The organism is Mangrovihabitans endophyticus (genome assembly GCF_014646155.1).
Classification (GTDB): domain Bacteria; phylum Actinomycetota; class Actinomycetes; order Mycobacteriales; family Micromonosporaceae; genus Actinoplanes; species Actinoplanes endophyticus.
The window spans coordinates 1-14,976 of record NZ_BMMX01000073.1 but is presented as its reverse complement, the minus strand read 5'-3'; the positions used below and the strand labels follow the sequence as shown (position 1 = coordinate 14,976).

The 14,976-nt window shown below is 67.7% G+C and carries 16 protein-coding genes; 11 read left to right on the top strand and 5 right to left on the bottom strand.

What is annotated here, in order from left to right:
• Positions 1-245 precede the first annotated feature (245 nt).
• From IEY73_RS31630 to trpS, 3 genes are all read left to right on the top strand, one after another.
• A complete protein-coding gene (locus tag IEY73_RS31630) occupies positions 246-788 on the top strand; it encodes a hypothetical protein (protein ID WP_189083024.1) in 543 nt (180 codons plus the stop codon).
• Positions 789-1,268: 480 nt separating this feature from the next.
• Positions 1,269-1,484, top strand: a complete 216-nt coding sequence (locus tag IEY73_RS31625) for a hypothetical protein (protein ID WP_189083023.1) — start codon at positions 1,269-1,271, stop codon at positions 1,482-1,484.
• Positions 1,485-1,884: 400 nt separating this feature from the next.
• Positions 1,885-2,952, top strand: coding sequence for a tryptophan--tRNA ligase (gene trpS / locus IEY73_RS31620; protein ID WP_189083022.1), 1,068 nt, complete (start codon positions 1,885-1,887; stop codon positions 2,950-2,952).
• A 1,007-nt stretch (positions 2,953-3,959) separates the two neighbouring features.
• On the opposite strand, the gene IEY73_RS31615 is transcribed toward trpS, so the two are convergent.
• Entirely contained in the window at positions 3,960-4,856 is an 897-nt protein-coding gene (locus tag IEY73_RS31615; protein WP_189083021.1) for a sigma-70 family RNA polymerase sigma factor, read from the bottom strand.
• Between the two features lie 81 nt (positions 4,857-4,937).
• Here IEY73_RS31615 and IEY73_RS31610 point away from each other — a divergent pair, with 81 nt between their 5' ends.
• Positions 4,938-5,318, top strand: a complete 381-nt coding sequence (locus tag IEY73_RS31610) for a DoxX family protein (RefSeq protein ID WP_189083020.1) — start codon at positions 4,938-4,940, stop codon at positions 5,316-5,318.
• Between the two features lie 173 nt (positions 5,319-5,491).
• A complete protein-coding gene (locus IEY73_RS31605; RefSeq protein WP_189083019.1) occupies positions 5,492-6,424 on the top strand; it encodes an SDR family oxidoreductase in 933 nt (310 codons plus the stop codon).
• 44 nt (positions 6,425-6,468) lie between these two features.
• On the opposite strand, the gene IEY73_RS31600 is transcribed toward IEY73_RS31605, so the two are convergent.
• Positions 6,469-7,233, bottom strand: coding sequence for an SDR family oxidoreductase (locus tag IEY73_RS31600; protein ID WP_189083018.1), 765 nt, complete (start codon positions 7,231-7,233; stop codon positions 6,469-6,471).
• Between the two features lie 196 nt (positions 7,234-7,429).
• Between IEY73_RS31600 and IEY73_RS31595 the strand changes: the two genes are divergently transcribed.
• Positions 7,430-7,798: a MarR family winged helix-turn-helix transcriptional regulator gene (locus IEY73_RS31595; protein ID WP_189083017.1), complete on the top strand. Its 369-nt coding sequence runs from the start codon at positions 7,430-7,432 to the stop codon at positions 7,796-7,798.
• A gap of 373 nt (positions 7,799-8,171) precedes the next feature.
• Here the strand turns inward: IEY73_RS31595 and IEY73_RS31590 are convergent, their stop codons facing one another.
• Together IEY73_RS31590 and recD2 are read right to left on the bottom strand one after the other, a co-directional pair.
• Positions 8,172-8,705 (bottom strand): hypothetical protein, encoded by a 534-nt coding sequence (locus IEY73_RS31590; protein ID WP_189083016.1) that lies wholly within the window; start codon positions 8,703-8,705, stop codon positions 8,172-8,174.
• 167 nt (positions 8,706-8,872) lie between these two features.
• Entirely contained in the window at positions 8,873-11,083 is a 2,211-nt protein-coding gene (gene recD2 / locus IEY73_RS31585; RefSeq protein WP_229716344.1) for an SF1B family DNA helicase RecD2, read from the bottom strand.
• A 176-nt stretch (positions 11,084-11,259) separates the two neighbouring features.
• Here recD2 and IEY73_RS33970 point away from each other — a divergent pair, with 176 nt between their 5' ends.
• The 3 genes from IEY73_RS33970 to IEY73_RS31570 all read left to right on the top strand — a co-directional run bounded on the left by IEY73_RS33970 (position 11,260) and on the right by IEY73_RS31570 (position 13,022).
• Positions 11,260-11,523 carry a phosphotransferase gene (locus tag IEY73_RS33970; RefSeq protein WP_229716343.1) on the top strand — a complete coding sequence of 88 codons (264 nt, stop codon included), beginning with the start codon at positions 11,260-11,262 and terminating at the stop codon, positions 11,521-11,523.
• 421 nt (positions 11,524-11,944) lie between these two features.
• On the top strand, positions 11,945-12,328 hold the full coding sequence (locus tag IEY73_RS31575) for an alcohol dehydrogenase catalytic domain-containing protein (protein WP_229716342.1): 384 nt from the start codon (positions 11,945-11,947) through the stop codon (positions 12,326-12,328).
• Between the two features lie 64 nt (positions 12,329-12,392).
• The gene (locus IEY73_RS31570) at positions 12,393-13,022 is read left to right on the top strand and encodes a DNA-3-methyladenine glycosylase (protein WP_189083014.1); all 630 of its coding nucleotides are present in this window, start codon (positions 12,393-12,395) and stop codon (positions 13,020-13,022) included.
• Here IEY73_RS31570 and IEY73_RS31565 read toward each other — a convergent pair.
• Entirely contained in the window at positions 12,961-13,131 is a 171-nt protein-coding gene (locus IEY73_RS31565; protein WP_189083013.1) for a hypothetical protein, read from the bottom strand. The genes IEY73_RS31570 and IEY73_RS31565 overlap by 62 nt on opposite strands.
• A gap of 181 nt (positions 13,132-13,312) precedes the next feature.
• Between IEY73_RS31565 and IEY73_RS31560 the strand changes: the two genes are divergently transcribed.
• Both IEY73_RS31560 and IEY73_RS31555 read left to right on the top strand, forming a co-directional pair.
• A complete protein-coding gene (locus tag IEY73_RS31560; RefSeq protein WP_189083012.1) occupies positions 13,313-14,149 on the top strand; it encodes a CAP domain-containing protein in 837 nt (278 codons plus the stop codon).
• Positions 14,150-14,193: 44 nt separating this feature from the next.
• A complete protein-coding gene (locus tag IEY73_RS31555; RefSeq protein WP_189083011.1) occupies positions 14,194-14,652 on the top strand; it encodes a type II toxin-antitoxin system PemK/MazF family toxin in 459 nt (152 codons plus the stop codon).
• Positions 14,653-14,976: the final 324 nt, after the last annotated feature.

Genomic DNA, 14,976 nt, shown 5'->3' with positions numbered 1-14,976 from the left:
GGCTCCGTGCGCTGGGCAGGTGCGGGCCGTGCCGAACGTGACGGCCGTCCTGTTCACCGCGCACGATCGGCGGCAGATCCGGATGCCGGCTCACCGTTCACGCGTATGAGACACCGGTGAGGAGTACTTGGGTCGGCGTCAGGCACGGCTGGCATGGATTTCCGACGGCTGAATTCACCGCGCTGCGTCCGAGTGGTCCTGAGCCACCCGTAGAAGATGTCGTACCCGTAGACCACCATCGCTGCATGACGCTTTCCTCCGCGGTGGAGGCCTTCGCGGCCGCGGCCGCCGTGACATACCGGCTCGTCGGAACGGCCGCCGCCCGCATCCAGGGCGTCGACCTTCCCACCGCGGACGTCGACGTCCTGCTCGCCGACCGCGCCGGGGTCGATGCGTTCGCGGCCACGCTCGCCGATTTCGCCTGCCACACGCCGCCGACGTGGATGCCCGCCGCCCAGCAGTATTACGCCCGTTTCGACGTCTGCGGCACGCCCGTGGAACTCAGCACGGTCGAGAGGCCGACGGAAACCGACACGGTGGAGTGCGCCGGCCAAGGCCCGTGGCGGCATTACGTACTCGTCGACCTGGCGGGACACGCCGTTCCGGCCGTGCGTCCCGAGTTGCGCCTCGCCTCGGAGCTGGTCCGCGACCGGCCTGACCGCTACGAGCCGCTCATCGACCATATGCTCCGGCATGGCGCCGACGTCCAACTGACACTACGGGCAGCGCGCGAACGTGGCGTAGACCCAGCGCTGCAGGAGTATGTCGCCGACCGGCTAAGCGATTAGATTCACCTCCGCACGCACCATCCCGCCCTGGCCTCCGTCACGAAGCGCGTTGGTTCAGCGCTGGCCGTCGCGCATGGTCGCGGCATGAGCGGATGCTGCTCGGGGAGGGAATCTGGCGTGCTGTCAGGAAGCTGAGCCGGTCTCAGCCTCCCGACAGCAGGGTCGGATCAGGCTTGACGCGACCGGTGCTTGTCGGGACCGCGAAGCGGCCACCGTTGACGGAGGACGATCGCGTGGACCCACAGCGGCGAGTGCAGAACCATCTCGCGGAACTCGTCGACCGTGGCCAGGAGACCGGCCTGCAAGTCGCCGCGTACTTACGCGGTGAGCTGGTGGTGAACGCGTTCGCCGGCGAGGCCGATCCGGGCATCGGCCGCCCTCATCGGCGAGGTCGACGGCGTCCGACTCATCCACGCCGACCGCCTGAAGACGATCACCACGATCACGATCACCGCACCCGATCGCGTGCTCGGCGTCCCCGTGCCAAAATGCCTCGGCTATTTCTCCGGCCTTCCCGACTTCGGCGGTCACTCCGGCGCGTTCGGTTGCAAGGGCAGCGGAGGAAGCCTTGCCTTCGCCGATCCGGACCGCAAGATGGCCATCGCGTTCACCCACAATCGGATGGCCGCTCCGCCGGAAGACCTCGCCGCCTCCATCACCGACTACGTCCGCTACGCCCTCACCCCGACCTGGTAGGCCGCGCCAAACGCGTCCGGACACCGGCACGAGCGGGAGTCGACCGGCCCCTCGACCGTCGTGACGCCCTGTAGCGAGCGGATCGCGCAGTGATAATGCACCGCCGACCGCGGGATCAGGCAACATGGCGAGGCGTTGAAGGCGCGAAGCGCGTCATTCTGGTGGACGACCTGCGCTTGCTCACCGACGGCCGTCGTGCGGATCGGGGCAGAACACGGCGCGCTGTTGTGGGTATCATGGGGGCGTGCTGCTTGCTTCCTGCCCCTGGTGGCGGCCGTCCATGTGACGGCCGTGATTCATCTTGTCTCGGGCCGCCTTCGGACGGCTCGGCAGCGCAGGAGATCTGTGGCAGCGCGGCGGTGACGGCCAAGGTGGCTCCCCCAACCTTCGGGAGACCCCCATGACCATCGTCGCCGACGACGCCGTCGCCCTGGCCGCGCGCCGCAGCGCTCACCTCGAGCGTGAGATCGCTGAGAACCCCGCACGATTCCGTGTCCTGACCGGGGACCGGCCTACCGGCCCGTTACACCTGGGCCACTACTTCGGAACCCTCGCCAACCGGGTCCGTCTGCAACGCCTCGGCGTCGAGACGTTCCTTGTCATCGCCGACTACCAGGTCATCACCGACCGCGACAACGTCGGCAACCTGACCGACAACGTCCGGGAATTGCTGCTGGACTACCTCGCCGCCGGCGTCGATCCGGCCACCGCCAAGATCTTCACCCACAGCGCGGTACCCGCACTGCACCAACTGATGCTGCCCTTCCTCAGCCTGGTCAGCGTCGCCGAGCTACGCCGCAACCCCACGGTCAAGGCCGAGGCCGAAGCCGCAGGCACCCGCGCGATGAGCGGCCTGCTGTTCACCTACCCCGTCCATCAGGCCGCCGACATCCTGTTCTGCCGCGGCAACCTCGTCCCCGTCGGCAAGGACCAGCTTCCCCATCTGGAGATGACCCGACTCGTCGCCCGCCGGTTCAACGAACGTTTCGCCGCGGGCGTCGAGGTGTTCCCCGAACCCGACGCGCTGCTGAGCGACGCGCCGCTGCTGCTCGGGGTCGACGGCACCAAGATGAGCAAGAGTCGCGGCAACGTGATCGACCTCCGCGACACCGACGACCGGACAGCGCAACTCATCCGCCGCGCCAAGACCGACAGCCAACGAACCATCAGCTACGACCCGGACCGCCGCCCCGAGGTATCCAGCCTGCTACTGACCGCCGCCCTGTGCACCGGCCAGCCACCGCACGACCTCGCCGACGACATCGGCGACCGCGGCGCAGCGGCACTCAAGACCCTGGTCACCGAGGCCGTCAACGAACACCTGCGACCACTACGACAACACCGACAGGCCCTCGCCGCCGACCCCGACTACCTGCGCCAGATCCTCGCGGAAGGCAATGCCCGCGCCAACCAGATCGCCGAACAGACCCTCCACCAGGTCCGCGCAGCCATGGACATGACCTACTGAACCGACCCGATCCGACGATCGACACCAACACAGCGCCCGGCCAAAGCACTGATCCACAACCGGGCACCGGTACGCCACCGCACCCGTACCCGTACGGCAGGAACACGACCGAGCCACCCGGGCCTGTCGATCAGCCGAACAAGCCCGGGCGTCGCGGGCCAGGCGGGTAACCTGACCACGGCCCGCGAGCAGTACCAGGCCAGCTTGGAGATCCGGCGGCCGGCCGCCGCCGATCCCGATAACACCGAATCGCAACAAGAAGGCGCCGAAATTGCCAGCAGAATTGGCACCACCGAGAGGACGGGAAGGTGCTCAACAACACCAAGTGTCGATTTCATAATGCATCGATATCCGTTTCCAATGACATTATGTGCATCTCACTCTGAAATGTGACGACACGCTGTTCTCGGCAGATCCGCGCGTTCACGCCACGGGTTCGCCTCGTGATTGGATACACGGAGAGGGATCCAACCTCGGAGAGAATGCCTGGTACCGACCGAGGTCATGATCTACAAGAGGCGCCATAATCACGCGATCGAAGTCGGCGCCTGGCCTCCACCGGACGAGACGCACTCAGTGGGGCGGAATGGCCCACGCGGTCGGCGGGCGGCGGCAAATGGTGGGGATCTTGGTAGGGAACCAGCCGAAACGATTCCCTTCCCATCGGAATACGTCTCGAACAGACCTTCGCCCTGCTGCACCAATTCCGCTGGCTCGCCGTGCGCTGGGAACGCCGCCTCGACATCCACGACGGCCTCGTCAGGCTCGGCGACTCCAAGCAAGATGTCGGCCCCACATTGTCGACGAAGTCGTTGGGATTATTCGTCACCATGGCGCCGGCGGCAACGAGTCGGAGGACGGCGTAGCACTCGAGCTGATGTGACGTCTCGTGCACCGCCGGCGCCCGACCCAGCAAAGTTGATTGTCCGCGGCGGCCGGTCAAAACGGTGCGTGACGGCCGGTCACTGGCACGCACGGACGGCGGGGTGCCATGAGAGTGACACCGATCAAGGAGTGCCATCGGACTGAGAGCCATCGACCGATCTCTCGCGAGGTCGGCATTGTTCAGACTTCCCCGGGCTGTCCGGCACCCCTATCTCTGCCGGATTTGAAATGACCTCGACGACGACGATGCCGTCGTCGACGACGAAGCCCAAGCCGCCGATCACGTGACCGTGGCGTATCAGCGCGAGACCGGCTCGGCCGCAGACAAGCGCGGGTCGGGCGAACGGCGCGCCCCGTCGAAAGCCCGCCGCGTATGCCGCGACGGCCTGCGCACCACGCATCTGTGGTGCTGCGGAGCGGTCGTCGCGCAGCACCACATCCGGGTGGAGGATGCCGAGCAGCGCATCGAGGTCTCCCTCACTAACCGCGACGAGAAACGCGTCGACGGCAGCCTGTTGCCGTGCCAGGTCGGTGCGCTTTGCTGGGGCCGCCGCCCGGACTCTGCGCCGTGCACGGCTCGCGAGTTGGCGGGTGGCGGCAGATGTGCGGTCCACGATCGGCGCGATCTCGTCGAACGACATCTCGAACACGTCGTGCAGCACGAAGGCCACGCGTTCGGCCGGCGTCAGGGTGTCAAGCACGATCATCAGTGCCCGTCCGACGGCGTCTGCGGTGAGGACCACCTCGTCCAAGTCGTCACCGGCGGCCGTTTCAGACAGTGGCTGTTCTGCCCTGCGCCGACGGCTGCGCAGCATCCGCAGACACTCATGAGCGACGACGGTGGTCAGCCATCCGCCCAGGTTGTCGATCTCGCCGGACCGTGCAGCGCTCAGACGTAACCAGGCCTCCTGCAAGGCGTCGTCGGCCTCCGCAGAGGATCCGAGTATGCGGTACGCGACGGCTCGCAGCCGTCCTCGATGCTGCTCGAACAGTTCGACCAGCCGGTTCGACTCGGTCATCTGTCACACCCTCTCGTCGTGCGGGTTCATGGTGGTGAACCCGGAGCGGGCTCGAATGTGACGTTGAAGGGGCAAACGGCCATGCGCATCACTGTGTACCGCGTCTCAACTGGCCTAACCATCGGCGAGTGCATCGCCGGTGGGTTGCTGGACTTGCTCCGGCAACCGCCGTTCTACTCCGTAATGATCAATCTTGGGTACCCGCCGTACTTCGCGGGGATCTTGGGCACGGCGAAGCTCCTCGCGGCAGCCGCCCTTCTGACGCCGGGACTTCCTCGCCTCAAGGAATGGGCCTACGCCGGAATACTCATCAACATGACCGGTGCCTGCGCGTCGCATCTAGCAGCCGGAAGCCCACCCACCAGCATCGCCGCTCCGGCGACGTTCGCTGTCATCACCCTGACCTCGTGGCGTATGCGCTCCGACAGCGCTGAGAAATCTCGGCCCTCCGACGCTACATAGATCAAGGGCATTCTCATCGGCACGAGCGGGCGCCGCCGGGCCGCGGCGGCGTGACGCTACGTAGCGAGCGGTTCGCGGCAGATCCGTGCCTCCGAGCCTTCGACGTCTACGGTCGCGGATGTTGGTCGTGGCATTCTGAAGGCCCGATGGAGCCACCAATATGGTGGACGGCGATGACCAGTCGGATTCTCATCACCGGCGGCAGCGGCCACCTCGGTTCACGCACGGCCGAACGCGCCGCAACCGTCGGCTTCTCCGTCGTCGGCACCTACCTGCGCACACCCGCACCGGTGGCCGGTGAGCGACTCGACATCTGCGACCGGTCCGCCGTTCAGGAGCTGATTGAGCGCGTCCGTCCCGACGCGGTCATCCATACCGCCTCAGGGCGCGATGACTGGCATGTCGTGGCCGACGGCGCCGCACACGTCGCGGCGGCGAGCGTGGCGGCCAGCGCCCGGTTGGTCCATGTCTCCAGCGACGCCCTGTTCTCCGGCCGCAACGTCGAGTATGACGAGACCGCCACGCCCGACCCGATCTACCCCTATGGTGCGGCCAAGGCCGCCGCGGAGACCGCGGTCAGGGCGATCGATCCGCAAGCGGCCGTGGTACGCACGTCGCTGATCCTCGGCGACGGGCACGGACAGCACGAGAGACTGACCCGCGACCTGATCACCGGCCACGTCCACGGTGCGCTGTTCACCGACATGATCCGCAAGCCCGTACACGTCTTCGACCTGGCTGACGCCCTGCTTGAGCTGGCCACCGGTGACTATGCGGGAATTCTCAACGTCGCTGGAACTGACCCGGTCAGCCGCTACGACCTGGGCGTCTTGATGGCCCGGCGCGAGGGTTTGGACCCCGCGCAGATCCCGGCGGCAACGATCGCCCACAGCGGGTTGAGGCTGCCCACCGACGTTCGGCTGTGCACGGACAGGGCGACCTCGGTGCTGAACGTGCGCCTACGTGGTGCGTACGAGTTCATGACCATGCCACTTCCCAAGACGAGTCGCCAGCAAGATCAGAGATCCCTTCCGCGGCACGGTGGTGCACGCCAACGGATTTGGTGGACACCGACAGCGCCTGCCCGCAGGGTCGGCGCGCGATGACAGCGGCAGTTGAGTATGTGGCGAAGCGATGATCCGCGTTTTGGCTATTCGGCGGTGACCGGGGCGTATGCCTCGATGGGAAATCGTGTGGCGAACTGTTCGAAGGCTGCGGTGGCGGCTCGCATCTGCGTCTTGAAGGCCGGACTGTCGGTCATGCCGTATCCGATTTCGTTGTCTGTGCCGTCGCGCAGCGCGGAGAATACGGTGTCGCAGAAGTCGTCGGGTGGTGCTCCGTGAGTGTTGCCCGTGCCGGCGAGGGCGGTGGCGACGGCGGGTGGGATGAGTTCGACGACTCGGCAGGGCGTGTTGGCGAGGGCGTAGCGCAGATTGACGGTGTAGCTGTGCAAGGCCGCTTTGCAGGCGCTGTAGAGGGGTGCGAATGGTTGTGGGATGAACGCTCCGCCTGAGGTGACGTTGACGATCATGCTACGTCGCCCGTGTCGCAGCATCGTCGGGATCAGCAGGTGGTTGAGCTGTACCGGGCCGGCGAGCAGGATGTCGATCTCGGCTTGTCGTTCGGCCCAGGAGGCGTTGTCGGCGGCGAGGCCGATCCGGCGTTGGATGCCGGCGTTGTTGATGATGGTGTCGAGGTTCGGCATCGCCGCTCGGACGTGGTCCGCGAGTTGTTCGCGTTCTTCGGGTCGCCCGATGTCGTTGCGGTAGGTCAGTAGGCCGGGGTTCGCGGTGGCGGCGCGTTCGAGCCGCTCGCTGGAGCGTCCGGTGATCATGACTTGGTGGCCTGCGTGGAGATAGCGTGCTGCGAGGCCGAGACCGATTCCTTGGCTCCCGCCGGTGATGAGGGCGTTCATCGCTGTCCTTCCCATGTTCGTCGAGTTGTGCCGAGCTTGAGCTAGGACCCCAGCATTGTTTACATGTCAACAATATAACCACTGCGTTGACATGTAAACGTGAGGTTAGGCTCGCGGGGTGGTGGACTCCTTGACTCGGACTGAGCTGGCGCGATGGACGGCGTGGAAGCGGGCCTGTGACGTGGTGATGCATGAGGTGGAACAGCAGATCGGGATGGCCGCCGGGATGTCCGGCGCTGACTTCGCGGTGTTGAGCAGGGTGGTGGAGTTGGGGCAGGGCAGCTTGCGCCAGCAGGAGCTCGCCAGGCTGCTGGGCTGGGAACGCAGCCGACTCTCGCGTCAGCTCTCGCGCATGGAGGAGCGGGACCTGGTCGTCAGGACCGCTGAGGCTTCAGCGCGCATGATCACGGCTACGGAAGCAGGCGAGCGGTTACTTGAGGGAGCTCGCCCGGCGCACGCCGCGGCCGTGCGACGCGCGCTGCTAGACCTCGTTCCCGAGGCGGAAAACGAGCAATTCTGGCGCATCATTGACATTATTTCGTCGGTAGGTCGCAGTAATGGGTGATGCCCTACGGAACCGGCGTGGCGAAGGGCAGCAAATCGACTCGCACCCTCAACGCCGCCGGACACAGTCGTCATGAGCGCGCAGCCGGGCGGTCCAGCCTGATACCGACGCCGCGTGATGGGACGCAACAGTCCGCCGCGCACGGACAGCGGCAGATGCGCGCATCTGATCAAGCGTCTGGAATGGCGGTGTGCCACGCACGGTCACTGCATATCAAACAGATGAGGATGTCGCTGGGCCGCAATCGGCGCATGTGACCATGGGGCGGCGGTCGCGGTGATTGTGCCTGGCTATGGGGACCTGGTTTGATTGATCGAGTTGTCGGACCGCCACCGACCGGAAGTCCTGAACGCCCCGGTCAGCCCCCTGATGATCAGTCCGTGACCGATGGCGGCGGCGAGATCGTCTGACTGGGTCGTGTCCATTGCAGTCGTGGCGGATTGGCGGTGCCGATGTCTGCAGCAAGTTGGTGCCTGAGCTCGCTGGCCAGTGCACGCAGAACGCGCGACTCCTCCGCTGACAGCGGCGGCTCTTGCGAACCTTCCGGGACGTCCCGGTTAGTCAGTGCCACTTCGGCCAGCGAGTTGAGCAGCCGCAGATAGGCGCCCTTCGCAGCATCGCTGAGAAACAATCCTCCGGCATCCTCGCCGAAGTACCAGTCGTGGAAGTCGCGGCGATACCGGCGAAGATCCTGCCGCGTCGGAGTCTCCTCCGCTCGCCAGTACCGCGGGAGACATTTCGAAACATGAAACAGTCGTTGATAACTCTCCAACCTTTTGTCCCTCAGCGCGCGGTCGTATGCGTGCTCAAGTTCGATCCGCTTGGTAGACCGCATGGTGAAGTAGGTTGTGATGGCGCTGAGCAACGCACCGACGATCACGCCAGCGAGGCCGATCAATGCCGTCACTGCGCCACTCCCTGACCGGAACAGTTGTGTGCGACTCCACTGTTGACAACCCTCCACCCACGCGCGCCTGACCACAACCGCCGAGTGGGCAGCGAGGCATCCGCTCGTCGGCATGTCCGGAAGTAGCTGGCGACGGATGGTTGGCCACTGGGCGGGATGCCTTTCGCTCAGGTGGTGAGGCGGCGGGTGAGGGCGGTGTGGCGGCGGCCGGCGCTGACGGTGCGGATGGCTGCGGCGAGGGCGCGGCGGGAACCGACGAGGACGACGAGTTTTTTGGCGCGGGTGACGGCGGTGTAGAGCAGGTTGCGTTGCAGCATCATCCAGGCGCTGGTCGTGATCGGGATGACCACGGCGGGGTATTCGGAGCCTTGGGAGCGGTGGATGGTCATCGCGTAGGCGTGGGCCAACTCGTCGAGTTCGTCGAAGTCGTACTCGATGTTCTCGTCCTCGTCGGTGCGGACGGTGAGGGTTTGCTCGTCGGGGTCGAGGGCGGTGACCACGCCGATGGTGCCGTTGAACACTCCGGCCTGGCCTTTGTCGTAGTTGTTGCGGATCTGGGTGACCTTGTCGCCGACCCGGAACACCCGCCCGCCGGCCCGGCGCTCCGGCAGGCCCTCCTGGCCGGGGGTGAGTTGCTGCTGTAGCAGCGTGTTCAGGGCGCCTGCGCCGGACGGGCCGCGGTGCATCGGGGCGAGGACCTGCACGTCACGGCGAGGGTCGAGATCGAACTTGCGGGCGATGCGGGTGCAGGCGACCTCGACGGTCAGCGCCGCGGCGGCCTCGGTGTCGTCGCACGGGAACAGGAAGAAGTCGGTCATCCCTTGCAACAGTGGTGGCCGGCCGGCGTTGATCCGGTGGGCGTTGGTGACCACCCCGGAGTCGGCGGCCTGCCGGAACACCTGGGTGAGCCGGACCCGCGGCACGGTGTCGGCGGTGAGCAGATCCCGCAGGACCTCTCCGGCGCCGACCGATGGAAGCTGGTCGACGTCGCCCACGAGGAGCAGGTGCGCGCCGGGCGGGACTGCTTTGATGAGTTTGTTGGCGAGGATTAGGTCGAGCATGGAGGCCTCGTCGACGACGAGCAGGTCCACGTCGAGGGGGTTGTCCCGGTCGTAGGACGCTTCGCCGCCTGGCTGCAGCTTGAGTAGACGGTGCACGGTCGCGGCGGGCTGGCCGGTCAGCTCGGCGAGGCGTTTCGCGGCCCGCCCGGTCGGCGCGACCAGAAGTATCTTCGCCTGCTTCGCGGCGGCAAGCTCGACGATCGAGCGGACCGTGAAGCTCTTGCCGCAGCCCGGCCCGCCGGTCAGGACCGCGACCTTCGAGGTGAGCGTGAGCCGCACTGCTTGTTCCTGTTCCGGTGCCAGATGCGTGCCGGTGCGCGTCTTCAGCCAGGTCAGGGCTTTGGCCCAGTTGACGCTGCCGAAGGCCGGCATCCGGTCGGCCCGCTCGCGTAGCAGCGTCAGCAGCGCGTTGGCCAGCGACACCTCGGCCCGGTGGAACGGCACCAGGTAGATCGCCGCGATCGGCCCGTCCAGGCCCGGCAGCATCTCGCGGACGACCCCTTCTTCCGTGACCAGGTCGTCCAGGCATCTGGCGGCCAGTGCGCCCGAGACGTCCAGGATCTTCGTGGCCTCGGCGACAAGCTGATCGGTGGGGAGATAGCAGTGGCCGCTGTCGGTGGCCTGCGACAGGGTGTACTGCAGGCCGGCTTTCACCCGTTCGGGGCTGTCGTGCGGGATCCCGACAGCCTGCGCGATCGCGTCCGCGGTCTTGAACCCGATGCCCCACACATCGGCAGCCAGCCGGTACGGCTCGGTCTTCACCACGTCGATCGACTTCTCGGCGTACTTCTTGTAGATCCGCACCGCGATCGACGTGGACACCCCGACACCCTGCAGGAAGACCATCACCTCCTTGATCGCCTTCTGCTCCACCCAGGCCGCGGTGATCTTCGCCGTACGCTTCGGGCCGAGCCCCGGCACCTCGACCAACCGGCCCGGCTCCTGCTCGATCACGTCGAGGGTTTCCGGTCCGAAGTGCTCGACGATACGTTCGGCGAACACCGGCCCGATCCCCTTGATCAACCCCGAACCGAGGTAGCGGCGGATGCCCTGGATGGTCGCCGGCAGCACCGTCGTGTACGAGAGCACCTCGAACTGCCGGCCGTACTGCGGATGCGAGGACCACCAGCCCCGCATCCGCAGGCTCTCACCCGGCTGCGCCCCGAGCAGCGATCCGACCACCGTCGTGAGGTCGGACCCCCGGCTGGTGGCCACCCGCGCCACCGTGTAACCGGTCTCCTCGCTCACGAACGTCAACCGCTCCAGCACCGCCTCCAGCACCTGCGGCGCCGGACGAGACACCCCACCCGCCGACACCCGACCATTCTGCCCACCCCACCGGAAGCATCGAGCGTCGGACCTGCACGACCGAAGTACCCCAACCGCCGCACCGCCGGTCACCCCAGCCCTTGCCTTTTCGTCGCAGGCGTCGGGCATCAGCGGAACCGGTTCTTCCGAGCCCGGTCGTAACGCATCGTGGTCTTCGGGTCGGCGTGCCGGGCAGCGATCTGCACGTCGCGGGGGCTGGTGAGTGGCCCGGACCGCCGGTATGGCTGCTCGGTGATCTCTTGGCCGGCAACGTGCTGGTCGAGCGGGGCAGGCTCACGGGCGTAATCGACTTCGGTGGTCTGGGCCGCGGCGATCCGGCGGTCGAGTTGCGACCGGGCTGGAGTCTGTTCGAGGCCCGTGCGCGGGCCGCCTATCGGGAGGCGCTCGGGTTCGACGAGGCGACCTGGGTGCGTCATCGCCACGACTGACCTGCGCGCCTACCCGAATGAGCGGTTCGCGGCTACTTAGATCATTGATCTACGAGCGCAGCCCGGCCAGGCTGGGTCGAGGTGACCGGCGGGTTCGCTCTTATCGCGGCTGCCCATCGCAGTTGGGTGTGGCTCTCATTTGAAACGGCGGCTGTCCGACGTCGTCTACCGGCAGATGCTCGCCGACGCGAAACGTCTTGAGACGGGTCCGGGAGGACACACGGGGGCGACTCTGCAATCCAGCGCGGCCGACCTGATCCCCATGGCCGGCACTTCGGACAAGTCACTTCCCGGACCCGCTGAACCACAGTCTAGAACACCCTTCAAGATGGCTACTTGACGCAGCGGGGTGCCAAATCTGGATGCCCGAGGACCTCGACTGGGGGAAGATCCAGGGACTTTTTAACGGGAGGAGCCGACGGTGCGCAGCGTTCGTTACCACCGGTACGGGGGTCCGGAGGTCCTGCGCATCGAGCAGGTACCCGAGCCCGAACCGGGGCCCGGCGATCTGCTCGTGCGGGCCGGGGCGGTCGGGGTGACGTTGCCGGCAGTTCGCAAGGTCCGCAACGAGGGCGAGGTCACCGCGCTGCCGTGCACGCTGGGCGGCGAGGTCGCGGGCCGCGTGATCGCCGTCGGCGCAGAGGTCACCGATTTCGCGGTCGGCGATCGGGTCGTCGGCCTGGCCTTCGCCGATGCGTACGCCGATGCCGTGATCGTGCCGACCTTCACCGCCGGCCACGTGCCCGACCATGTTGACTTCACGCACGCCGTTGCTCTGGTGCGCAGCGGGCAAGTAGCCCCGTAGTCTCCCCAACCACAGTGCAGTGTGCGGCTGACAGCTCACCGGGGCCCTCTGCTTCCCTGGAGGTATGACCTACGCCTGGCTCGGAGCGCCCGCGGCCGCTGTCGCCGAAACGGCACGTACCCTTCTCGGCTGGCTGGCTGTTGCTAACGGCGTCACTGTCCGGATCACTGAGACCGAGGCATATTTAGGTTTGGGTCAAGACCCCGCCAGCCACGCCCACCGCGGCCGCACCGCGCGTAATGCGGCCATGTTCGGCCCAGCGGGTCACCTGTATCTCTACCGCATATATGGACTGCATACTTGTGCAAATGTGACGTGTGGACCGGCGGGGGAGCCTGCGGCAGTTCTCCTGCGTGCTGGGCACGTGCTGCATGGTGCCGACCTGGCCCGCCCCCGGCGGCCGGCGGCCAAGCGCGACGTCGATCTCGCTTCCGGGCCGGCCCGCTTCGTCGAGGCGCTTGGCCTGCAACTCACGGCCTATGGGACGTCGGTCGTTGATGGCACCGGCCCGCTGACCTTGCACCCCCCGACTGAGCCGGTCCCGGACGAGCGCGTCCTAGCTGGTCCTCGCGTGGGCGTGACCGCTGCACACGACCTGCCGTGGCGATTCTCCGTCGCCGGCGACCCGACCGTCAGCACCTACCGCCGCCATGTGCCTCGCGGCAGCCGGGAGGATCTTGGAAGTAGGTCTTGACCTCGCTGATCCGCACGGTCACCCCGTTCGCGGTCAGCCGCCACCCGAGCAGGCGGCGCGCGGTGTCCGCCACGTCGTCGGCGGGCGCGGTCAGCCAGGCGTACGGCATCGCGGCCATGGTAGGCCGCCGACGCCCTTATCTCTGGGTGAGTCCTTTCTTAAACGCTCCTAAAAGAACCCACCCGGACGGCCTCGCCGACGCATGATGATCAAAAGCCGTCCCCACGGCTGCGCTTCGCGGCCCGGCGATCCCCGCGCCGGGCACCGCCCGAGGAAGGGTCGTCACCGTCGTGTCACACTCCGCCGCCCGATTCCGGTACACCCTGGCGGCGGGGGCCACCGCGGTGGTGATCGGTGTGGGATTCACCGCCGTCGGCTTCTCCCGGCGCGACGGCGACGCGGCCACCTCCCCCAGCGCCGCGGACGTCCCCCTGGCCGCCCCGGCGTCCCCGGCCGTGCCCGGTGGCGCCGGGGGGCGCTCCCTGCTGCCCACCGACGACGGTTCTGCCGCCGCGGTGCCCGCGACCTCGGCGGCCTCCGCATCCCCGTCGGTGTCGGCGTCGGCCGCTGCGGTGCCGACGCGGACCGCCGTCACGCCGAAGCCGCGCCGCACCACCGCGGCGCCGAAGCGGACCAGCACCCGGCCGGGCCGCCCGTCCGGCAAGCCCAGCACCGCCCCGCCGGCCGGCCCGCCGCCGGCCACCGGCGGCTCGATCGCCGGCCAGGTGCTGGCGCACATCAACACCGCCCGCGCCGCGCAGGGGCTGTCCGCGTACACACTGGACGGTGATCTGTCGCAGGCCTCGGCGAAGCACAACCAGTTGATGATCGGCGGCTGCGGGCTGTCCCATCAGTGCGCGAACGAGGGCGGCATCGGCGACCGGTTCAGCGCCGAGGGCGTGTCCTGGACCTCGGCCGGGGAGAACATCGGCTTCGGCTCGGCCGGCGGCAGCGACGCCGAGATCATCCGGGCCGCGAACGGCCTCACCGACAGCATGCTGGCCGAGACCCCGCCCGAGGACGGGCACCGTAAGAACCTGCTCAGCAGCGGGTTCCGGCACATCGGCCTGAGCGTGGTCCGCGACGGTAAGGGCGTGGTCTGGATGACCCAGGACTTCGTGAACTGAAACGCCGCCGAGCGTCCATCGGCCGCACACCCTAGGGTGCAGCGGTGGCCAACATTCTCGGCGCGCTGAAGCGCCTCACCACCCGGACGACGCGCGGCGCCTCCGGCGCCTCGCCCAGCGTGCCCACCGCCCGGCGCGGGCGGCACATCGCGTACGCGCCGCAACTGGATGGCGACGCCGACCCGGGCGAGATCGTGTGGACCTGGGTCCGCTACGAGGACGACCCGCATCAGGGCAAGGACCGGCCGGTCCTGGTGGTCGGCCGGGACGGGCGCCGGCTGCTCGGCCTGATGCTGTCCAGCCGCAGCACCCGTGACGGCCAGCCGGACTGGTACGCGCTCGGGGCGGGCTCCTGGGACCGGGAGAACCGTCCGAGCTGGGTGCGCCTGGACCGGGTGCTGGAGGTGGACGAGGACGGCATCCGCCGCGAGGGCGCGGTGCTGGACCGGGAACGCTTCGAGCTGGTCGCGGCCGAGCTGCGGCGCGATTACGGCTGGTCCTAGCCCCCACGCCCCCCACTCCACCTCCACCTCGTCCCCCGCCCCGCTCGCCCAACTCGCCCAGGCCGCCCCGCCCCGCTCGCCCCGCCCCGCCCCGCTCCGCTCGCCCCCGCCGATCTTGGAGTTTCCGTGCCCGAATAGTGCGGATAGAAGATGTTATGTCGACCCGCAAAGTCCAAGATCGCCGCAGCGGCCCGTCGATCTTGGACTTTGCGGGCCCGGTTCGATGGCTTAAGCGCCTTATGTCGGGACGGAAACTCCAAGATCGGCGGGGGCGAGCGGAGCGGCCGGGGCGGCCGGGGCGGCCGGAGCGGGGCGGGGCGAGCG